This is a genomic window from Bradyrhizobium sp. 157, assembly GCF_023073815.1.
Taxonomy (GTDB): domain Bacteria; phylum Pseudomonadota; class Alphaproteobacteria; order Rhizobiales; family Xanthobacteraceae; genus Bradyrhizobium.
In genome coordinates, this window is the sequence record NZ_JADPKF010000120.1 from 133853 (window position 1) to 155223 (window position 21371).

The window sequence follows — 21371 nt, forward strand, 5'->3', positions numbered from 1 at the left end:
ACGACGTTCTCATGATCGGCTTGAAATCGTTCCTATTGCGCGCATCGCCGCTTTTCGAACGTGACCATCGGGGTCCGAGGACAGGCGCGACAGCACCGGCAAGATTTCCGGACCCGAAAACGCTCGGCAAGCTCGCAGGCCCATTGCCGATGTCGGGCAAGCTCGTCCGCAGAAAATGCATCGAAAAGCGTCCGCCAGTTCGAATCACTAACCCGCCGTCGCAAGACCCAAGCGGCTTCCCTCCGAACGTCAGCATCTAAATCCCTGCTGTACGTATTGAAGGCCAGCGAAAAATCGGCATCAATCCATGTGGCCCCCAGTGCGCGGATCGCGCTTTGTCGCGTGGCTCCCTTCACATCCGCCAACAAGGGAATCAAGAGGCTGTGGGCTTCCGGCAGCTCCCATCCTTCGACGATCTGGCAAGCCGTTCGCACCACGTATTCTGATGGATCACTCAGGGCATTCAAAACGACGGTGCATAACTTGCGCCCGTGCGGGTGGCATCCGATGACTTCCAAGGCCGTCCGCCGCAGGAACTGATCGTTGACGACAGCCACGCCGGCAAGAATTTCAAGCGACGCGGCATTTTCAGGTGAGGCGAGCTCACGTATCGCCTCATGTGTCGTCGGTAGCCGCCCACCAACGCTCTGCACGTCGCGCGATCCTTGTTACTGCCGCTTCTGCCCACTCGGCGCCCGCGCCGGCGGCGCTGCGGCCGGCGGCGGCGCCGCCGCCTGGCTGTTGCTGCTGCCGCCGCCGAAAATCACCCGGGTCGGATTGCGATCGAAATTGTTCACGGCGCGGCTGATATCGGAGAGCGTGCGGCGGCCATCGGCCATCAGCGCGCCCGACCGCTTGTCGAAATCCTCGGCCAGTTCGCGGATCGACTTCACCATGAGATTCAGTTCGCCGCCGGCAGCACCGCCAGCGATCGTGTTCAGCCCGAGCATGAGACTGTCGGCTTTGCCCATGATGCCATCGACCCTGAGCATGACGTTGTCGATCTTCTCGGAGTTGCGCGCGAGCGCTGCCGTGAAGGTCTCGAGATTTCGCAGCGAGTTCTTCACCGATTCCTGATTATCGGCGACAAGCCGGTTCACGTTCTGCAGCGTGGCGCGGATGGACTCCGTGACATCCTGCAGCGCGCTGGGATCGGCGGTCAGCATCGGGACGCCATCCTCATCGAGCGGCACGGCGGGGGCGCTCTCCTCGCCGCCCTTCAGCGAGATGGCGGCGACGCCGGTCAGCCCCTGGAATTCGAGACCGACGAGCGTGTCTTTCCGAATCGGCGCGTTGTTCTCGACCATCGCGAGTGCGACCACGCGCCGCGGATTGTCGAGTTTGACTGATACAACTTCCCCTATCCTAATACCGTTAAAGTTGACGCTGCCACCGTTGCGCAACCCGGACGCCGGACCCTCGAATACAATGCGGATGGGGCTGCGCTGCTTGGTGGTATGCAGGCTCTGAAACCACAGCACAAAGCCGAACGCGGCGGCAATCACTGCCAGCGTGAAGGCCCCGATCAGGACGTAATTCGCCCGCGTTTCCATAACTCAAGGTACTCCGGAATCAAGGTCTGTTCAGCTTCGCCGACCAGACCCGTCGTTTATCGCTTGTTTGAACATGATTTCATCAAAAACCGGTGCGCACTTCGTGATCATGCTCGCTAGCCCATGACCGCGCGGGCACGCTTGCCGTGGAAATATTGCCTCAGCCAGGGATGCTGTGAGGCCTGCATGTCGGCAATCGATCCTGCGGCAATGATCTTACCGTTCCCTAAAACCGCGATGCGATCGCAGGCCGTATAAAGACTGTCGAGATCATGGGTTACCATGAAAACCGTCAGGCCCAAAGTACGCTGCAGGGTGCGCACCAGCTCGTCGAAGTCCCCGGCGCCGATTGGATCGAGCCCCGAGGTCGGCTCATCCAGGAACACCAGCTCGGGATCGAGCGCGAGCGCGCGCGCCAACGCCACGCGCTTGATCATGCCGCCCGACAGTTCGGACGGATAGCGGTCGGCGACTTCGGGCCGCAGGCCCACCATTCCGAGCTTGGCCACCGTGATCTCGTCGAGCAGCCGCTGCGATACGTTGAGATATTCGCGCACCGGAAACTGGATGTTCTGCCGCACGGTGAGCGAGGAAAACAGCGCACCTTGCTGAAACAGGATGCCCCAGCGGCGCTCGACGCCGCGGCGCTCGGCGGCATTCGCCGCATCGAGATCGACGCCGAACACCTCGATGCGCCCACTGAGCTTGGGCACGAGGCCGATGATGGTGCGCGTCAGCACCGATTTTCCGGCGCCCGACGGGCCGACAAATCCGAGAATTTCACCGCGCTTGACGTCGAGGTTCAGCCCGTCGAGCACGCGCGTCTTGCCGAACTGCACGGTGATATCGCGAACCCGGATGATGGCGTCGGAAATCTCACCCACCATGGTCACATTCCGATCGACGCGAAGAAAATGGCGAACACGCCATCCATCACGATGACGAAGAAGATTCCCTTCACCACAGAGGACGTCGTGTGCTGCCCAAGCGACTCGGCACTGCCCTGCACGGCCAGTCCCTCGACGCAGGCGACGATGCCGATGACCGCCGCCATTACCGGCGCCTTGATGAGGCCGACGATGAAATGGTCGATCGAGATAGCGTCGCGCAGCCGCAGCAGGAACGCCTCGGGCTCGACCCCGCCATAGAGCCATGCCACCAGTCCGCCGCCGTAAAGCGCCGCCATCGCACCGAGGAACGCCAATATCGGCAATGCCAGCACCAGCGCCAGCATTCGCGGCAGGATCAAAACCTCGATCGGATCGAAGCCCATGGTGCGCAGCGCGTCGATCTCTTCCCGCATCTTCATCGAGCCGAGCTCGGCGGTGTAGGCCGAGCCCGAGCGTCCCGCCACCATGATCGCCACCAGGAGCACACCGATCTCGCGCAGTACGAGTACGCCCAGCATGTCGACTACGAAGATGTCGGCGCCGAATTTGCGGAAATGGAAAATGCCCTGCTGCGAGATGATGCAGCCGATCAGGAACGTGATCAGCACCACGATCGGCACCGCGCGCCAGCATACCTGCTCCAGGTGATGGATGGTCGAGGTCAAGCGGAAATTACGGGGACGAATCAGGACATGGGCGGCCGCGGCGAGCACCGCGCCCAGCATATCGATCAGCCCGATCAAGGTGCCGCCGATGCCGGCCACGGCGCGGCCGATCTGCTCCAGCATCCCCGTAATCGTCACCCGGTCGGTTTCGACGATCGGCTCGGCCTTCACCCGCCGCACCTCGTCGACAAGGCTGGAATAATTGGCCGAGAGCCCGGCGATCTGGGCCTCGATGCCGCCCTGGGTCAGGCTGCGGCGCAGCCGCTCGATCAGCCAGGCGCCGAACGTGTCGAGCTTCGACACCTGCGAGACGTCGATGAAGATGTCGGGGCGGGTGCCGCTGAGCTTCTCGGCGTCGGCTACCATGCGTTCCAGCACCGGCGCAAAGCGTGCAGTCCAGGAGCCGGCCGCGCACAGCGCCAGCCCGTTGCCCCTGGCTATCCGCTCCAATGTCGGGTCGCCGCTCACAATGCCCACCCCTCGGCCGATACCGCTGCAAAACGCCTGGTTCCGCACGCCGTATTGCCTTGTCGAATCTGTCCCTAACCAGCCATAGTTGGTAACGGCGGGCAAGCTTGCGGTTCAGAAAATTGCCAGATTTTAAAATGACTTCCAGCCTATCTCGAAAGCTTGCCGTCAGCATCGAACGCTGGCCTATTGCAGGCGCTTTCACCATCAGCCGCGGCGCCAAAACCGAAGCCGTCACCGTCGTCGCCACCGTGAGCCAGGGGGACCGTGCCGGGCGCGGCGAATGCGTGCCCTACCCGCGTTACGGCGAGACAGCGGAAGCGACGCTTGAAGCTCTTAATGCGATGCAGGAACCCCTTGCCAAGGGGCTGGATCGAGCGGCGCTGCAGGCGGCGATGCCCGCCGGCGCCGCCCGCAACGCGCTGGATTGCGCGCTGTTGGACCTTGAAGCCAAGAGCTCCGGCCAACGGGTCTGGACCCTGCTCGGACGGCCGGCGCCACGCCCATGCACCACCGCCTTCACGATTTCGCTTGGCACGCCGGACGCGATGGCATCGGCAACCGCAAAAGCCGCGCACCGGCCGCTCTTAAAGATCAAGCTCGGCGGCGATGGCGATGATGCGCGGATTGCGGCGGTCCGCAAGGCGGCCCCCGAATCCGAATTGATCGTCGATGCCAACGAAGCCTGGACGCCGGACAACCTCGAAAACAACCTCGCCGCCTGCGCCAACGCCGGGGTTACGCTGGTCGAGCAGCCGCTGCCGGCCGGATGCGATGAGGCGCTGGCGCGCATCAAGCGCCCGATCGCGGTCTGCGCCGACGAAAGTGTGCACGAGCGGTCCTCGCTGGAAGGCCTGCGCGCGCGCTACGATGCCGTCAACATCAAGCTCGACAAGACCGGCGGGCTGACGGAGGCGCTCGCAATGGCGGATGCCGCCCAGGCGCTCGGCTTTGAGATCATGATCGGCTGCATGGTCGCGACCTCATTGGCGATGGCACCGGCCATGCTGCTCGCGCAGCAGGCGAGATTCGTCGACCTCGATGGCCCCCTGTTGCTGGCGCGCGACCGCGACGGCGGCCTGCGCTACGACGGCAGCCTGGTCTATCCGCCGGAAGCCGCCTTGTGGGGCTGATGCGCGAGGCGGTCTCGCGCCAACCAGACCACCAGCCCGCCGAGAGCGGCCATCACAGCCATTACGTAATAGATGCCTTGTCCCCAGGTCTCGTAGATCGTGCCTGACGCGACCGAGGCGAGGCCAGCGACGACGCCTCCGCAGGCGGTCAGATAGCCCTGTGCCCGCGCCATCACGTGGCCGGGCACGTGATGCAGCATCAATCCCATGATGCCGACCTGCGTCAGCCCAAAACTCAGCGCATGCGCGAGCTGAACGATCGCGAGAATAGCGAGCGGCAGGTCCTGCGCTGTTAATACCCAGCGTGCGGCCGCGCTCAGCGCCGCAACCATCACCAGCATCGACGGCTGCAGGGTGAATCGCGGCGACAGGGCGAAGAGCACGATTTCGGCGATCACGCCGAGCACCCACAGAACTGCGATCGTCAGCCCGTCGAACCCCGCTTGTTGCCAGGCAATCGACGCGAAAATGTAATAAGCGGCATGGCTGCCCTGGATCAGCGCCGACGCCACGATGATCGCGATAAAACCGCCGTCACGCAGCAGCGCTGTCGCGTCGCCGGCGGCCGGGCGCACGGTCTTGACGTCATCCAGCGGCTCCAGCGCAAGGCTGGCCAGCGCCCCGAGCGCGGCCGAGCCGGCGATGATCCAAATCAGATTTCGGGCGGCGATGAGGTCGAACAGCATGCCGCAGACCAGCGCGCCCAAGACGAAGGCGGCCGAGCCCCACAGCCGCAAGGGTCCGTAGTTGAGGCCGTAGCGCTTCACTCCCCGTAACGCATAGGCATCCGTGAGCGGCACCATGGGCGTCCACAGGCAGCAGGTCAGGGCGTAGATCAGGAACACCAGCACCGGCAAATGCTGGGTGCCCAGCACGAAAAAGCCCAAAGCGGTGGCAAAGGCGGTTACGATGATGCCGCCGCGCAGAGCCTGGCGCCGTTCCGCAAAAGCCGTCACCAGCGGAAGCGCGGTAAATCGGCTCACCGGAGGTACGGCCGTGATCAGCCCTATCCAAAATGCATCGATCCCGACTGCCTTCAACCATACCGTGAAAAACGGCAGATGGGTGCCGGTCATGCCGAACAGCGTGCCGTAAAACAGCGCCACCCGGGTCGCGAATCGCCTCGATGTGTCTTGAGAAGCGATGGGGATTTGTGATTCGCTCGGCATCAATTCAATTGCGATTCGGTCAATATCGTGTTGTTTCGTTATCGCAATGCGCGCCGATTTGCGCGAAGAGTTTGACATGGCCGACGAAGCATTTGCCCTTTCGCCGATCTCAGCACGCGCCGCGCTGCCGAGCGAGGAGGACTATGCTGCGATCGCCGAAGCCTTCATGGAGACCTCGCGGGGCCGCTGGTTCCTGACCGAATACGCCAAGCGCAACCGCAACGCCGACACCCGCATGGTGCTGGATGCGGTGGCACGGATCGAGCAGAGCCTCACCGCCCAGCGGGAAGAGACCCTTCAGCGGGAAGCAAACTTCCAGCGGGAGGAAGGCCTTTCGGCGCAGCAGGCGGCGGAGGCCGTCGCAGCGGCGGCCGCGGCGCAAGAGCGCCTGACCGAGGCGCTTGCCGCCATCCGCGGCGCAGTCGAGGCGGCCGAGGAATCCGCGGTCGAGGCGCTCGACAGCCTCGCACTGGAGCAGCGGCTGGCACCGGTCCGCAAGGGCGCGCGGGTGCTGCGCGAAATCGCCTGGCGGCTCCGGGAAATCGGCAATGACGGACGAATTTGCGACCTGATCGATTCGCAAGTCACCGTCATCGAAAAGGGCACCGAACAGTTCTCCTCCGAGGAGGCGAGAGCAGCGCTGCGTGCGGCCTTCGCCGCCCTCCAGGGCCGGCTTGTGGAATTCGGGGACGACGACCAATCGCCAGCGCCGGCTGCCGAGCCCGAGGCGGCGGCGCCTTTCCCGGCCGCGCAGGAAATGCCGCCAGCAGCGGAGCCAGCCGAAAAGGCCTTTACACCGGAAACTGCCGAGACGTCGTTCGCTTCGATGGCCGCGTCAGCCGAGGCCGTGCTTGCGGCGGCAGAAGCCGTCCTGGCGGAAGCGGAAACGCCGCTCGCTGCCGAAACCGCCGCCGCTCCAGAGGCCTCGGCCAAAGATACCTCTGTGCAAGACGGGACCGTCCAGCACGCGGCCGCCCAAGACAACTCCGTCCAGAACGCCGACGCCAAAGACGCCGACACCCAAGACGCTGATGCGCAGGATGAGGCGGTCCTCGACATGATCGCGATGGAGATGGGCGCGCCGGATCCGATCAGCGACGAGGAGATCGCCGAAGCGATAGCCGAGCAGGTCCGTCTGGCGGAGCCGGCGCCGGTTGCTCCCAAGATCGTCGCCAAGGCGCCCGAACCGGTCGCCACGCCGTCGCCGCCGGTGGTCCAACAGACGGTTCAACCGCCTCCGCCGCCCGCTGCCGCACCGGCACCCGTCGCGGCAGTAGAAGTGTCGCTCGGCTCGACCCTCATCGCGAGCGGGATGCTGCGAAAGCCGGTCACGGCGGCCAACGACCCGCTGGCGCCGATCCGGCGCATGAGCCAAGCCGAGAAGATCGCGTTCTTTTCGTAAGATCCTCTGCGCCGCCGCCTGGAGCGCGCGGGTTTACCCCAATATCCGCACTGGTTGATAGTCGCTGGAGCGTCCCGGTGGTGCTGGGATTTGCCGGCTTGTTGTTTCGCCGAAACAGGAAGCCTAAGGCCGATCGGGAGCCGACTGAGATGAAGGGCAATCGAAATGAAGCAATTCCGCTAGGCTTAGATGCCGGAGCAGCCCGCATCACCACCTGTCGGTCAAGAAAGAGAAAAACGAAGCGGCAGTCATTGTACGCGCCTTTTCTTGGCAGGTTGCGGCGGGTTGGGCGGCGCTGCCGCATTCGATCCTTGGAGGCTATCCACGCGAGCGGAAAGCCCACCCAGCTGTTCCGAAAGCAACTTACGCCCGCCCTGCTCCGCTGATATCTGCCGCTGGAGACCACTGATCTGTTCCGCGACCCGTTGCTGTTCTGCCCGCAGCTCTTGGATCGTTTGCTGGAGATTAGCCACAGCTTCTCTAGCCGTCTTGTCGGCGATCTCCGCAGCCGCAGACAGTTCAGCCTTGGGCTGAACAACAGCTACTGGCGAGGACTCGTATCCAATACGATTGCTGGCCCAAAGCACTGCACCGACGGCAACCGCGAGGAGAAGAAGTAGAATCCACGGCAGGATGCGGCGCGGGCGTGCTGGCTCGCTGTAGACGCGATTACTTGGGGTGAAGTCGCTCATCCAGCTAGTAAGCCGACAACGATCGATTCGTTCCCATCCCTACGAACCAGTGATAGGCGCGGCCTCGCTTGCGCCTGCCCCTCTCCTCCTTGCCCCCTCGCTTCCGCCCGGCAGATGCAGGGCTAAGACGTGGCGAGTCGATGACAACGACATCAACCAAATGGGTTAGATCGACGTCAAGTCGGATGCGACACGATGAGCGCTGCGGACGATTCTTGGACTTAGAAAAGACGGGTCATCCAGCCGAATCGGCAGGCAACCTACAGCCCGCCCCCCCTACCGCATCAGGATCGACGACGAGGCCGAACAGAACCTGGCGATGTGGTCCGTGATGCTCTGCAATTTCGACGGCGCAGGCGAAGGCCTGATGCTCGCGCCGGGCGCCGACCCCGGCGACCGCAAGCTCGATCTGATCATGGTCGGCGACATCGGACATTGGGAGACGCTGACCAAGATCGTCCCCAATCTCGGCGACGGCAGCTATCTGGCGCACCCGAAAGTGTCACGCCGGCATGCGAGCCGTATCACCATCAAGAGCGATCGCATGGTCCGCGCCGACGTCGACGGCGAAAGCATCGGGCAATTGCCGATGTCGGTGACGATGCTGCCGTTCCACCTCAAGGTGGCGGCAATCAATCGAGCCTAGCCCGACCTCGACTGCTCTCCGACGTAGCGCTCACCGAGACATCTGTTCTGGTCTAGCCTTGTCACCCCCGACGAGGTTCTTGTGAATTTTCCCGTCCTTCATGATGACCAGGAAATTCTTAGCCGGATCCTCTATCAGTTCGATGTTGTCGATTGGATTGCCGTCAACCAACAGCAGGTCCGCCAGTGCGCCTTCCTCCACCACGCCGAGCTTGCCTGGGTAGGGATTGCGCTTGCCGGATAGCGCCAGCAATTCGCCGTTCGTCCCAGTCGCCATGGCGAGTGCTTCGGCGGGGGTGTACCAACGGACAAGCGAGGCCAGTATTGCCCCCTGGCGCTGGGCCAGCGCGCGGGAGAACAGAACATCGGTACCCCACGCCGTCTTGAGCTTGTACTTCTTCGCAAACTCGTATGCCCTGGCTATGCCCGGCCAGACCTCATTCGCCTTGGCTCGCTCGACAGAACCCTCGGGAAAGCCTTGCCTTAACTCCTCGGGGAGCGGCTGCAAACTCAGCCAAACGCCCTTCTCGGCGATCAGCTTGGCGGTTGCATCGTCCATCAGGAACCCATGCTCGATACACTTCACGCCAACGGCAACAGCCCGTTGGATCGCAGCCGGCGTAAAGGCATGCGCGACGACGTACGTGCCCCAATTCTCGGCCGCTTCGACCGCGGCTCGCAATTCGGGCTCGGTGAAGGTGACGGCGTCGATCGGACTGAAGGGCGATGAGACCCCGCCGCCCGCCGTCAACTTGATCTGAGATGCCCCCTGCATGAGCTGCTCGCGCACGCGCACGCGCACCTCGTCGGGACTATCCGCGACCATACTGCCGCCGATCTGCTCCATGCGGGTGAGCATGCCGCCGATCGTTCTTGGCAGGTCGGAACGGTGCCGGAAGTCACCATGGCCGCTGGTGACCGTGATCATGGCACCGGACGGGTAAATGCGAGGGCCGGTGACGAGGCCCTCGTCAATGGCTTGCTTCAGCCCAAAGCTCGGCCCGCCCACGTCGCGAACAGTGGTGAAGCCCCGCATGATCGTGTCCGTCGCTTCCGCAGCCGCAAGAAGATTGTTGTAGCCGACATCGCCCGCTATAGCGCCCGCCGGCGTTGGGCGGATTAACATCGCATGCCAATGCATGTCGATCAGTCCCGGCATCAGCACGCGTCCTCCGCCGTCAATGACGACTGTTTGCGCGGCGTCCGCCGTGATCGCTGCGCGCGAGATTTTCTCGATCTTTTTGTCCCTGATCAGCACATTGGACGATGCTGAAAGCGTGTCGCTCCTTCCATCGAAGATGCGCACGTTTTGAAACAACACAGCCGCGCCTTGCTGAGCTTGTGCGGGGAGTAAACCCGCCGTGAGGCTCAATGCCGTCGACGCGCCGACTGCAAGGATTTTGACGACTCGATGCCAAGACATGGAAGACCTCGGCTGAACAACGCAGGGGTTCGGCAAGAACCAGAAACATCGCCACCGTAACGAGCGATTTCGAGATGTTTGCCCGGATATCTCAAACAGAAAAAAAGAGCGAGATAACGATTCGACGAAAAGCCATCTCGCTCCAGTAGGCAGGGAGGAGCTACGCGCTTCGGGTGGTAGGCTGCCACGCGTAAGCCAACCACCCGATGCCATGGGATATCAGATCGACGCCGAGCAGGAAGCCGAGGACCCACAAGCCGGTCATCGGAAATCCAGTCAGAATGACGAGGCCAGCCAATACGCCGAACGCGCCGGATAGCAGCATGATCCAGCCCGCCTCTCGCCAATGGCTGATGCCGATCAGGATACGAACGAAACCGGAAATCAGCAACACCAGGCCGAGGACGTAGGTGAGAATCAAGGCACTGGCGACCGGCTGGCCGATCAGCACGACGCCAAAGGCGATATACAGGATGCCGAGCAGCACCTGCCATACGAAACCTCCCCATCCCTTGGTCCAGAATGCATGGATGATTTCGAAGGCGCCGGCGATGAATCGAAACCCAACCAATGAAGATGGTGCTGATCACGGTGACGAGCATGACGTCGCCAAGAACCAGAAAGCCCGCGAAGATCAAGACGAGTCCAAGCAGAACACAGATCCAGAACGGCGGCGCAGGCAGGTTGGTGACGCCCATTGGCGAGCTGTTGTCAATTGTAGTCATGGCAGTCTCCTTCATTTGGAGCGGAGCCGGCGAGTCGTGGCTAGCGCGCTCGTGCGAAGTTCGGCCGCCGCGCCCGCCGGCTCGATGATCGTCATCGCCACGCGCACACCCGCCGCCCACGGCGCCACCAGCAGACGCGGCGAGGACGCCGGTGCCGGCGCCAGCGGTGACGGTGGATCGGCCGCCCAGGCGGGGGGCGCATCTGCACAGGCTCGGCCTTTTCCCTGAGATTGTCCGCCTTGGTTCCTAGATCCTTTTCCATCGCGAGTGGCATCGCCTCGACCGGATTTGCCACCAAGCCCGCGCCCAATCCAGCGGCGACAACGCCGCAAAGAAGGCTCCGCAGCGCAGAGCGGCGATCAATTGCATCCATTGTTATTCTCCTTATCGGGACGTCCCTCTCCTCGCCTTTTCGTCTCAGTCAGTTCGATCTCACTCGGCTACCTGTCGGCGCATCGCTCGGTATCTCGCCCGGCAGGTAATTCGGAAGCCGGCCCGCCGGGATGATCGCCAGCAGCGCGAGGCCCGCCATGATCAGCAGTCCGATCTTCAGAGCACGCAGGCGCGCTTCGGTATTCACGCGCACGGCTTCCTCGACCTGCTGCGGCGTCGCGGTGGTTCCTTCCATCACGCTGCGCAGCCGGTCGTTGCTGACGAAGGTGATGTTGTCGAGATCGACCTGACTTTGGATCTCCTTCGGCAGCACGGGATTGGCCGCGATATTGCTGAGCGCGATCGCACTTAACAGACCGACCAGAAGTGCACCCGCCACTGCCGTTCCAACCGCAGCGGCAAGATTTTGCGTGGTGCCGCGCAGTGACCCGACGTCACCTGCGAGCTCCTTGGGCGAGGCGGTGACCAGCACGTTGAACAACAGCGTCACCAGCGAGCCCTGCCCGATCCCGAACAGAACCAGGCCGATCAGCACAGGAACCTCGCTCCAGTCGTTGCGCACGACAACGGCCAGCCACACCAGACCAACCGTGCACAGCAAGAAGCCGTAGCGGCCGATCTGCCGCGGCGTCAGGCGGTTGTAGACGTTGACGATCAGCATCGCCGTGAAGAACACCGTCAGATTGAACGGCATCATTGCGATAGCAGTCGCAAGCGGCGAGCGGCCCTGCACGATCTGGATATACAGCGGCACTGAGAAGTTAAGTGCCGCCTCCAGCGCGACCACAGCAAACAGCGCATAGACCGCGCAGCGCTCTTCCGGCGAATCGATCACCTCGAGCGCCAATAGCGGGGTCTTCCCGACGGCCTGACGCCGATGTGTCCACATCAGGAATGCCTGCCCGAGCACGACGCCGAGAACGATCATGATCGGCGCCGGCGAAAGGCCAAGCAGGTCGAACGGCGCATTGGCGGTGGCCAGCGCCAGCCCCCATCCGTTCAGATTGTTGAAGCCAAAACTGATGAGAACGATCGCCGACGCGGCCAGAACCACACCGAAAAGATCGATATGCACATCCGGGCGGCCATAGTCCCGCTTGAGACGGAAACTGAGAAGGAACACTATCGCGGAAACCGCGATCAAGATGCCGAATGCCGGCCGCCAGCCGATATAGGTGCCGAGCACGCCGCCGATGATGAACGCCAAGACGCCGGCCGCCGCACGCGCGGAGCCGAGTGCACCCACCGCCGTCGCCTGCTGCCGTCCGGTGTAATTCTCGGCGATCAGCGCCACCAGTGACGGCACGATCACGGCGCCGGCCGCGCCGCAAAGCGCTTGCGCTGTGATCATCAACGTCGCCGTGGGACTGAATGTCATCAATATCTGCGATGCGCAGAACAGGACCACCGCAAAGCGGAACACCTGCAACGCGCCGAACCGCTGCGCGAGTTTCGCGCCGAGCATCACGAAACCAGCCACCAGCATGGAATAGGCCACGATGCCGGTCGCAACTGTCGTCGGCGGCACCCCAAAACTCTTGACCATCCCGCCCAGTGCGACCGGCAGAGAGGCAACGTTGAAGGACATGATCATTTGGCCCAGCGCGATGGCGATCATCGGTACCCATGACTCCCGCGCTTCCTCCCGGATTGCTCCGATCGACATCGAGTGCGTCGCCATGGTGTCCTCCCGAGCTGCTCGGTTTTCGGATCAATGAGCTGTAGGCTCGATCAAGTCCCTCTTTGCATCTGCTTCAGTTTTCCGGTTGCGATACGAACAGATCCATTCCCAGCCGCTGCGACAGGAATTTTGCCGCGAGCTGCCCCTTCACGCTATTGCCAGCCGCGTCGAGCGGCGGCGCGAAGGTGCCGAAGCCGCCCTTGCCCGGCGAGACCGCGATGATGCCGCCGCCGATCCCGCTCTTGCCCGGCAGGCCGATGTCGTACAGCCAGTCGCCTGAAGTCTCGTATAAACCGGCGGTAATCATCACGGTCAGCGCATAGTGGCAGACCGAAGCATCCACCACGCGCTGCCGGGTAACCGGATTCACGCCGCCGTCCGCCAGCGTAGCGCCCATCACCGCCAGATCACGCGCGCTCACATTCAGCGAGCACTGTTTGGTATAGAGATCGGTCGCCTGCTTGGCGTCGCAGTAGATGCGGTCGTAGCTCTGCAGCAGCCGGGCGATACTGCGGTTGCGATAGTTGGTTTGCGATGCCGAGGCGTACACCTCTTCATTGAGTGTGAGCTTGCGCCCGGCAAACCGCGACAACCCGTCGTGAATGAATTGCCATTGGCCATCCATCGTCAGGCCGGGGACAAGGCTGGTGGTCGCGATCGCGCCCGCGTTGACCATCGGGTTGGTGCGGCCACCGCCCTGCTCGATAGCTGCCAAGGAATTAAATGGTAGTCCGGTTGCATTCGCTCCGAGCCGCGCGCGCGCCTCTTCCGGGCCGATCGTCTCGCAGACCAACGCGAACACGAACGGCTTTGACACGCTCATGATCGAGAATTCATATTCGGTGTCGCCGGCCTCGTAGACGCGCCCGCTGGTACCGACGACGCAGACCCCGAACAGCTCTCGCGGAACCCTGGCGAGCGCCGGATAGATTTGTGAATTCTGTCCGTCTCCGTTCGACTTGAAGCGCCGGTGCGCGTCCGACACCAGCTCTTGCACCAGTTCGGGTTCTGGCAGGTGTCCTGTCGAGATATAGGGGCGTTCGGGTGATTCCGAAATCGAAGGTGAGTCCATCGGACTCCTCCACTCGGCTCGACATGCTGCGCGCAGATGATCGAGCCGTTCGGCAACACGAGTTACACGCTGATAGACGGCCTGCGTTGACCGCCTCAGCTTCGTCTGACTTGCACGTACCGTAACGCTCGAAAGTGCATCGAGTCAATCGCACAACCTTAAAGAGGTTTGTGTCGGGTGTGTTTCGCTACAAAACTTTGTGACGAATCACGAGAACGCCAAAGGCGCCGCATCGACAAACCTCCGCAAATTAGCGACCAATTTGACCGAGCGCTGTCATGTTTGATGAGAGCGATCAGCGAACCGTGATGCGCTCGCTCGCAGGTTGTGATACGGTCAAGACTATGCCGTGCGCGGCCAAGGCGAAGCTGCCTGCCGTCGCAAACCGCGGCCCTGCGGGATCGTCCTCATCGGCCGATTTCCCGACGAGCCGCGTTGTTGGCTTCGTTGCCGCAGAAGGTGTCGATCGCTCGCGCGCCGCGTATGGCTCGGACCATCCATCACATCGAGCTGGAGGATACGAAGATGTCAGATCTGATCGCAATCATCTATCCATCCGAAGCAAAGGCAGAAGAAGTACGGCAACGCCTGTTCAAACTGCAGAAGGAATACCTGATCACGATCAGCGATGCCGTGATTGCGATGAAGACGGAAGCTGGCCCCGTCAAGCTCAATCAGTTCGTCAACACGACAGCGATCGGAGCCGTATCGGGCAGCTTCTGGGGACTGCTGATCGGTGTGCTCTTTCTCAATCCCATACTGGGCGTCGCTCTCGGTGCGGCGTCCGGCGCGCTCGGCGGCGCGCTGTCCGACTACGGCATCAATGACGCCTTCATGAAGGAGCTCTCGACAAACCTGCAGCCCGGCAACGCTGCGCTGTTTGTCCTCGTCAAGAACATCACGGCGGACAAGGTGCTGCGCGAGATCCAGGACGCTGGCGGTACCGTGCTCAAGACCTCTCTGGATGACAGCAAGGAGCAGAAGCTTCGCGAAGCGCTCGCAAAGGCGAGTGCCGAGTCGTCACCACAGACGAGCGCCGCCTAAGCTCTGGCGGACGAGGTCCGTAGGACCGGCCGGCGGCGTTGACGATAGCGTGGCCGGCCTCCCTCGAAGGACACGCTCGGTAAGGACGGCTTTCATGCGTCGCGCAAGCGAAGCAAACACTGAAACGGCCAGGACAACCAGGCCGGCCATGCTCGACGCGATCGAGCGGATCGGCAACAGCGTTCCCCACCCGGTTCTGATCTTCCTGATTCTGATCGCCATTGCTGTGATCGCATCGCACCTGCTCTATTTGCTCGACGCGTCGATTTCCTACCAAATCATCAACCCGGCGACCCACGGCACGGAGACCGTGACAGCCCGCGCCAACAGCCTGCTGACGACGGAAGGTATCAGGCACATCTATACGCGGCTGGTGCCCAACTTCATGGGCTTCAGCGCGGTCGGACTGCTGATCGTCGCCATGATCGGCGTCGGCGTCGCCGAGGAATCGGGCCTGGTCAACGCCTGCATCCGCAAGCTCGTCGCCGCCTCACCGCGCTGGACGCTTTCCTACATTCTTGCCTTCGTCGGGATCCTATCGAGCGTAGCCTCCGATGCAGGTTACCTCGTGCTGATCCCGCTGGCCGGCACGGCGCTGATGAGCGTCGGCCGGCATCCGCTGGCGGGTCTGGCGCTAGGCTTCGCCGGGGTAGCCAGTGCCTTCAGCGTGAACATGCTGATCAAGCCGCTCGATGCCGTCCTCACCGAACTGACCAATGATGCTATTCACATCGTCAACCCGTCGCTCTCGATCGAAGTAACCGCCAATTTGTGGTTCTCGATTGTGTCTGTCGTCGTATTGACGATCGTGATTGCCCTGATCACGGAGCGGATCATTGAACCGCGCCTTGGCGCGTATCGCGAGGATCAGGCCAGCGCAACGCTGCCCCCGCACGAGGGCGGACACCTCTCCGCACGTGAGACGCGCGGCTTGAGGTATGCCGCCGCAGGACTGCTGGCTGTCACGCTGGTCTTCTGCCTACTGACGCTGCCGCTATGGGCCCCTCTCCGCGATCCCGCGACCGGAGCGCTGGTCGGCAATTCGCCGTTCATGAACGGGCTGATCGGTCTCGTCATGATCTTGTTCCTGGTGACCGGGATCGCCTATGGCATCGGCGCGGGAACAATCAGGCGCGCTACCGACGTCATCGATGCTATGACCAAGGCGGTCTCCGGAATGGGCGGCACGATCCTGCTGTTCCTGGTCATCAGCCAGTTCGTGGATTACTTCAGTTACAGCAACATTCCGACGCTGCTTGCGGTCAAGATGGCGGATACCCTGAAGGACGCGAGCATCGGCCCGCTATGGCTGTTGCTGGGACTTATTGCGGTGGTTGCCGTACTCGATTTGGTCTTCACGCCGGCTATCGCCACATGGGCGACCTTTGCGCCGGTGTTCGTCCCGCTGTTCGTGCAGTTGGCCGTCGATCCGGCGGCGGTGCTGGCTGCATACCGGGTCGGAGACGGGCCGATGAACTCGATCACTCCGCTCAATCCTTACTTCGCTCTCGTCGTCGGCTTTGCCCAGAAGTACGACCGCAAGGCAGGCGTCGGCACCGTCATCGCGCTGATGCTGCCCTATGTGCTCTGGATGTCCGCGCTTTGGACACTTCTTTTTGTCGTGTGGTATCTGTTGGGTCTGCCCTGGGGCGTTTAGCCGGAGATGGCGAGAGCGGCAGGATGCGGTATTGAGCAATGACGAAGCCGATCTCCGAGCGACACGTCACCAAAGCCGCAGAGAATATGCTGGTCGATCCGCGCAACGGCGATATCGAGGATGACGCCGCCAGTCCGGGACAGCGGTCGCTGCTGGCAATCGCCGGAAGCCTGCTGGTCGAAATCAGTTTGCCGAAGCTCTTGTTCGCCTGGACGGTGTTGCTGTTGTTGCCGTCGGTGTTGCTCGGTCTGGCGCCGTTGCTGGCTTCCGCTTGGTTTTCTACCTTGTCGGAACAGCTTGCAGCGCTGACCGAAGTCGGCACGGCGCTGTTGCTGGCCGCGATTGTCGCGGTGGGATGGATCGGATGGCGCCCGCTGCTTCGGATCGCCGAGATCAATTTCTGGTCGCTCAATGCACTCGCGGTGCAGCCCGGCTATGCGTTTGCGCGCGAAGCCTTGCGTCATTTGACGGAACTGACCGTAGGGAAAAACTTCACTCCTGGCGGCCGGGCGCGCTTGCGCAGCGCCAATTCGGTTGGCGCCGGTGTTATGCTATCCGCATGTGCGGCGGTGATCGCGATACTCGCCTGGCCTGCCTCGCGTTGGGCTGGTGACTGGAGCGATCTGCTGTTGCTGCATCGGCTCGCTGTGCCCACGCTTGCGAATGCCGTTGTACTGATGGCAAGCTATCTGGCGGTCGCATCGCTGGTTTGGGGTGTTGCCGATGCCGGCATGCCTCAACCGCTCGATCTTGCAATGTTCGATGCCGCCTCGTCCGAAGGCAGGATCTGGCGCGTTGCGCATCTGTCGGATCTTCACGTGATCGGCGAGCAATATGGCTTTCGCATCGAAAGCGGACGGGCTGGCCCGCGCGGCAATGGCCAGCTCAATCGAATCCTGGCGCGGCTGGCCGCTATCCACGCCAGTAATCCGCTCGATCACGTTCTGGTCACGGGCGACATGACCGACGCCGGCCGCGCCAGCGAATGGGCGCTAATCCTCGAAGCGCTGGCACGCCACCCGGAGCTTGCCGCGCGCACGATTCTGTTGCCGGGCAATCACGACGTCAACATCGTCGACCGCGCCAATCCGGCCCGGCTCGACCTGCCGTTCAGCACCGGCAAGCGGCTGCGGCAAATCCGGACGCTGTCGGCGATGGCGGCCGTCCAAGGCGAGCGGGTGCACGTCGTCGATGCCAAGGGAAGACCGGCGGTTACGCTGCAACGAGCGCTGGCGCTGCACCGCGACGCGATCGTGGCCGTTGCGGAGTTTGGAGGTTTGCGCCGTGTCGCCGCACTGCGCAGCCTCTTCGACGACCAGTTTCCGATGATCCTGCCGCCAGAAGCGGAAGATGGCCTCGGAATAGCTATCCTGAACTCGAATGCAAAGACCCATTTTTCCTTCACCAACGCGCTCGGACTGGTATCCGTCGAACAGGCGCATCGCCTCGAGGCAGCCATCGGATATTTTCCGCGGGCGCGCTGGATCGTCGCATTGCACCACCACCTGGCGGAATATCCGATGCCGGTGAGCGCATTTTCCGAGCGCATCGGAACGGCGCTGATCAACGGCAGTTGGTTCGTCCGCAGATTGGAAGCGCTGGGAGATCGCGCCGTCGTGATGCATGGGCACCGTCATATCGACTGGATCGGCGCATGCGGCGGGCTAAAAATCATCTCCGCTCCGTCGCCCGTGATGGGTGCGACCGACGCTGCGGCGACGTACTTCTATATTCACTCGCTGACCGCCGGCCAGGATGGCCGGCTGGGCCTGTTGCCGCCCGAGCGGGTAGAGATAGAGGGCGAGGTCGACGACTAGAGCTTGCCGGGTTTCTCCGGCTCCGGTCCGCCGAGCAGATCAGCAATCCAGCGGCTCGACGGATGCTGGGCACAGAAGGTAAGTATGGCGAGCGTGATGGGCACGCCGATGAAGGTTCCGAACAGGCCCCACAGGAACGTCCAGAAGAAGATCGCAAACAGCACCACCACTGGCGAGATCGACAACAGGCTGCCAGCCACCCGCGGCTCGATGTAGCTGCCGACTGCGAATTGAATGATGTTCAGGCACACGAACACGCCGAGCACCGCCGGCCAGCTTTCGAACTGCGTCATCGCCAGCAGGGTCGGAAACAGTGTCGCGACGAACGGGCCGATGAACGGAATATAGTTCAGCACGAAGGCGATCACGCCCCATTCGAATGCGAATGGCAGCCCGGTGATCCAGGCGAAGCTGCCGACCAGCAGGCCGGTGACCGCGCTCATCTGCGTTCGCACCAAGAGGTACTTTCGGAACTTCGCCGCGGTCGCTTCGCCGCCGTCGAGCAGCACGCGTGCTGCGGTGCGGTTATCCAGCCGCTCGATGTTTCGCCTGGCGTTCTCGACTTCGAGAAGCCCCAGCATGACGTAAACCAGCGCGATCACCCAGAAGCTGAGCGTCGTGTTCACCCGTCCAGTGACATATTGCGTGGCGCGCAGCAGCCAGCTTACGTTGAAATGTTCGGCCCACAGCCCCGCAACCGAGACGCCGTGGCCGTCCAGCCAATTTACGGTCGCCGCATAAAGGGCCTGGTAGCGCGCCAGGTCGGCGAGCAGTGATTGCCCTACCCGACCAAATCCCCAGGCTGCGAGCGAGGCGAAACCGAGGCAGATTGCCACGGTGGCGATGATGGTGATCGCCAGCGCGGCAAGTTTTGGCATCCAGGACTGCAACTGCTTCTGGATCGGCCACACAATCGCAATGATGAACAATGCCGCCGCAAGCGGCGCGAACACCGTGCTCGCCTGAGCCAGCGCCGCCGTGCCCAGCACGGCCGCGATAATTCCTGTGGCGGTCTTTAGCCCGAAGTCCATTTTGGATTCCTTCGACCGTTCAGCAACCCGAGATTGTCAGCGGTATCGTGCGGCGGCAAGCGCGGAAGCGCCGCGCGCTGAACCGTGATCGCGGTCACGTACGACAGCCCGCACCCGGCTTAGCGTCCCAGCAGCAAATCTCGCAACGAGGTCTCGCCTGAGGAGGCAGCCATGTCCCGTTTTAAGTCATTGCTATTGGGTGCCGGCCTGCTGGCAGGCCTGTTGAATTTCGCCGTTACCGGTGCAGCGTTGGCGGAAGCCCCGAACGTCGACATCCGCAACGGCATGCAAACGCCGCCGGCGGACCAGCGCGTCGCGCTGGTGATCGGCAATTCGAATTACCAGATCGCGCCAAAGCTCGCCAATCCCGGCAACGACGCGCAATCGATGGCGCAGCTTTTGAACTCGGCCGGCTTCGAGGTCACCCAGGCCACCGACCTGACGCGCAGCGACATGGTCAAGGTCGTGCAGGATTTCTCCGCCAAAGTCGCCGAGCGCGGCCCCGGCACCGTCGCCATGATCTACTATGCCGGTCACGGCGTGCAGGTGGCAGGTGAGAACTATCTGCTTCCGGTCGATGCGAAGATCGCTTCGCCCTCCGATCTTGACGGCAATTCGGTCCGGCTGGTCGACGTGATGGGCACGCTGGAATCGATCCCGAGCCGGATGCGCATCGTGGTGCTCGACGCCTGCCGCAACAATCCGTTCCCAGAGATCAACGACGCCGGGCGGGGCCTGGCAATCGTCGATGCGCCCCGAGGCTCGATCGTCGGCTACTCCACCGCGCCAGGAATGGAAGCGCAGGACGGCGACGGCAATCACAGCCCGTATACGTCAGCTTTCCTGAATGTCGCACGCGAGCCGAACCTGCCGATCGAGCAGTTGTTCAAGCGCGTCCGGCTCGAAGTGAACAACACCACCTCCGGAAAGCAGACACCGTGGGAAAGTTCGTCGCTGACTTCCGACTTCTATTTCTTCGGCGATACCGCGGTCGCCGCAGGCCGTGCGCCGGATCGCCGGCCGATTGTCCAGACCGCAGCGAATCTGCCGTCGCGTTCGGTGCGCCAGGCTTACGACTACGTGCTCTCGGAAGGCTCGCCCGAGTACTACGAGGAGTTCATCCGCCTTTATCCGCATGATCCGCTGTGCGACCACATCCGCCTGCTGCTCGGCAATTTGCGGATGGCGACGGCGTGGCATAAAGCGGTGGTCGCCAACTCGCCGTTCGCTTACAAGACGTTCCACGACAATTATTCCCACAGCCCCTACGCCAAGGCCGCGTTGAAGCTGCAGGTCGCGCCGAAGGCCGTGCCGCTGATGCAGTTCACGCATCTGGCGAAGCAGTCGCAGACGTTCAAGCCGGGCAACATCGGCAACTCGGCCACGCTTGGGATTTCCAAGGGCAACCTCAATGGCCATCTCGGCGCCCATGGCCACATGCCGGTGCCGTCGAAGATCGTCACGCTGCCCGCGAAGGGTGTGTCGCCTATCACCCCGGCCAGTGGCGGCAACAACAACGGCAATCCAGGCAAGATCACTACCCTGCCCGGCAAGATCAAACCCGCGCCCATCAATGCCGGCAACCCCGGCAAGGTGACGACACTGCCCGGCAAGATCAACGCCAATCCTGTCAACAACGGCAACACCGGCAAGGTCACGACCCTGCCCGGCAGAATCAACAGCAATCCGGTCCGGGTCGTGAACAAGCCCACGATCACCAACAGACCCGTTATCACCAACACGCCGCGCCATTTCAGCGGCGGCATGGGCGGCAGAACTTTCAGCCCGCGCTTCGCCGCAAGTCCGTCCCGCAGTTCGTTCGGGGGAATGGGCAGCTTCCGGCGCTAACTCAGGGAACGGGGCGCAATGAAAAACCGGGCAGAGCGCACGCTCTGCCCGGTTTCATCTCTA

General features: G+C 62.6%; 18 protein-coding genes. 7 read left to right on the top strand and 11 right to left on the bottom strand.

All coding sequences use genetic code 11. From position 1 onward, the window contains the following. Window positions 1-32: 32 nt before the first annotated feature. The 4 genes from IVA95_RS36285 to IVA95_RS36300 all read right to left on the bottom strand — a co-directional run bounded on the left by IVA95_RS36285 (window position 33) and on the right by IVA95_RS36300 (window position 3576). Window positions 33-653 carry a hypothetical protein gene (locus IVA95_RS36285; protein WP_247514868.1) on the bottom strand — a complete coding sequence of 207 codons (621 nt, stop codon included), beginning with the start codon at window positions 651-653 and terminating at the stop codon, window positions 33-35. A 15-nt stretch (window positions 654-668) separates the two neighbouring features. Continuing rightward, the gene (locus IVA95_RS36290; RefSeq protein ID WP_247514869.1) at window positions 669-1553 is read right to left on the bottom strand and encodes an MlaD family protein; all 885 of its coding nucleotides are present in this window, start codon (window positions 1551-1553) and stop codon (window positions 669-671) included. Window positions 1554-1669: 116 nt separating this feature from the next. Further along, the gene (locus tag IVA95_RS36295; protein ID WP_247514870.1) at window positions 1670-2440 is read right to left on the bottom strand and encodes an ABC transporter ATP-binding protein; all 771 of its coding nucleotides are present in this window, start codon (window positions 2438-2440) and stop codon (window positions 1670-1672) included. A 2-nt stretch (window positions 2441-2442) separates the two neighbouring features. Beyond that, complete coding sequence (locus IVA95_RS36300; RefSeq protein ID WP_247514871.1) at window positions 2443-3576, bottom strand: MlaE family lipid ABC transporter permease subunit; 1134 nt, start codon at window positions 3574-3576, stop codon at window positions 2443-2445. A gap of 137 nt (window positions 3577-3713) precedes the next feature. Between IVA95_RS36300 and dgcA the strand changes: the two genes are divergently transcribed. Continuing rightward, entirely contained in the window at window positions 3714-4709 is a 996-nt protein-coding gene (dgcA, locus tag IVA95_RS36305) for an N-acetyl-D-Glu racemase DgcA (protein WP_247514872.1), read from the top strand. Here the strand turns inward: dgcA and IVA95_RS36310 are convergent. Next, window positions 4679-5878, bottom strand: a complete 1200-nt coding sequence (locus tag IVA95_RS36310; RefSeq protein WP_247514873.1) for an MFS transporter — start codon at window positions 5876-5878, stop codon at window positions 4679-4681. The two genes, dgcA and IVA95_RS36310, sit on opposite strands and share 31 nt — an antisense overlap. Window positions 5879-5954: 76 nt before the next feature. On the opposite strand from IVA95_RS36310, the gene IVA95_RS36315 reads away from it, so the two are divergent. After that, on the top strand, window positions 5955-7280 hold the full coding sequence (locus IVA95_RS36315; protein WP_247514874.1) for a hypothetical protein: 1326 nt from the start codon (window positions 5955-5957) through the stop codon (window positions 7278-7280). A 248-nt stretch (window positions 7281-7528) separates the two neighbouring features. Here the strand turns inward: IVA95_RS36315 and IVA95_RS36320 are convergent, their stop codons facing one another. After that, on the bottom strand, window positions 7529-7972 hold the full coding sequence (locus IVA95_RS36320; RefSeq protein WP_247514875.1) for a hypothetical protein: 444 nt from the start codon (window positions 7970-7972) through the stop codon (window positions 7529-7531). 283 nt (window positions 7973-8255) lie between these two features. Between IVA95_RS36320 and IVA95_RS36325 the strand changes: the two genes are divergently transcribed. After that, the gene (locus IVA95_RS36325; protein ID WP_346658099.1) at window positions 8256-8618 is read left to right on the top strand and encodes a hypothetical protein; all 363 of its coding nucleotides are present in this window, start codon (window positions 8256-8258) and stop codon (window positions 8616-8618) included. Between the two features lie 30 nt (window positions 8619-8648). Here IVA95_RS36325 and IVA95_RS36330 read toward each other — a convergent pair whose 3' ends face one another. The 4 genes from IVA95_RS36330 to glsA all read right to left on the bottom strand — a co-directional run bounded on the left by IVA95_RS36330 (window position 8649) and on the right by glsA (window position 13911). Next, window positions 8649-9989: an amidohydrolase family protein gene (locus IVA95_RS36330; protein WP_247514877.1), complete on the bottom strand. Its 1341-nt coding sequence runs from the start codon at window positions 9987-9989 to the stop codon at window positions 8649-8651. Between the two features lie 211 nt (window positions 9990-10200). Then, window positions 10201-10611, bottom strand: coding sequence for a DUF308 domain-containing protein (locus IVA95_RS36335; RefSeq protein ID WP_346658096.1), 411 nt, complete (start codon window positions 10609-10611; stop codon window positions 10201-10203). A gap of 575 nt (window positions 10612-11186) precedes the next feature. Beyond that, the gene (locus IVA95_RS36340; RefSeq protein WP_247514878.1) at window positions 11187-12839 is read right to left on the bottom strand and encodes an MFS transporter; all 1653 of its coding nucleotides are present in this window, start codon (window positions 12837-12839) and stop codon (window positions 11187-11189) included. A 73-nt stretch (window positions 12840-12912) separates the two neighbouring features. Then, the gene (gene glsA, locus IVA95_RS36345) at window positions 12913-13911 is read right to left on the bottom strand and encodes a glutaminase A (protein ID WP_247514879.1); all 999 of its coding nucleotides are present in this window, start codon (window positions 13909-13911) and stop codon (window positions 12913-12915) included. Window positions 13912-14436: 525 nt separating this feature from the next. On the opposite strand from glsA, the gene IVA95_RS36350 reads away from it, so the two are divergent. The 3 genes from IVA95_RS36350 (at window position 14437) to IVA95_RS36360 (ending at window position 18429) form a co-directional block, all read left to right on the top strand. Beyond that, window positions 14437-14955 carry a DUF1269 domain-containing protein gene (locus tag IVA95_RS36350; protein WP_247514880.1) on the top strand — a complete coding sequence of 173 codons (519 nt, stop codon included), beginning with the start codon at window positions 14437-14439 and terminating at the stop codon, window positions 14953-14955. A 148-nt stretch (window positions 14956-15103) separates the two neighbouring features. Continuing rightward, complete coding sequence (locus IVA95_RS36355) at window positions 15104-16612, top strand: AbgT family transporter (protein WP_247514881.1); 1509 nt, start codon at window positions 15104-15106, stop codon at window positions 16610-16612. 38 nt (window positions 16613-16650) lie between these two features. Further along, window positions 16651-18429, top strand: coding sequence for a metallophosphoesterase (locus IVA95_RS36360; protein WP_247514882.1), 1779 nt, complete (start codon window positions 16651-16653; stop codon window positions 18427-18429). Here the strand turns inward: IVA95_RS36360 and IVA95_RS36365 are convergent. After that, window positions 18426-19460 (bottom strand): AI-2E family transporter, encoded by a 1035-nt coding sequence (locus IVA95_RS36365; RefSeq protein ID WP_247514883.1) that lies wholly within the window; start codon window positions 19458-19460, stop codon window positions 18426-18428. The two genes, IVA95_RS36360 and IVA95_RS36365, sit on opposite strands and share 4 nt — an antisense overlap. 171 nt (window positions 19461-19631) lie before the next feature. On the opposite strand from IVA95_RS36365, the gene IVA95_RS36370 reads away from it, so the two are divergent. Further along, on the top strand, window positions 19632-21308 hold the full coding sequence (locus IVA95_RS36370) for a caspase family protein (protein ID WP_247514884.1): 1677 nt from the start codon (window positions 19632-19634) through the stop codon (window positions 21306-21308). The last annotated feature ends 63 nt before the right edge of the window (window positions 21309-21371 follow it).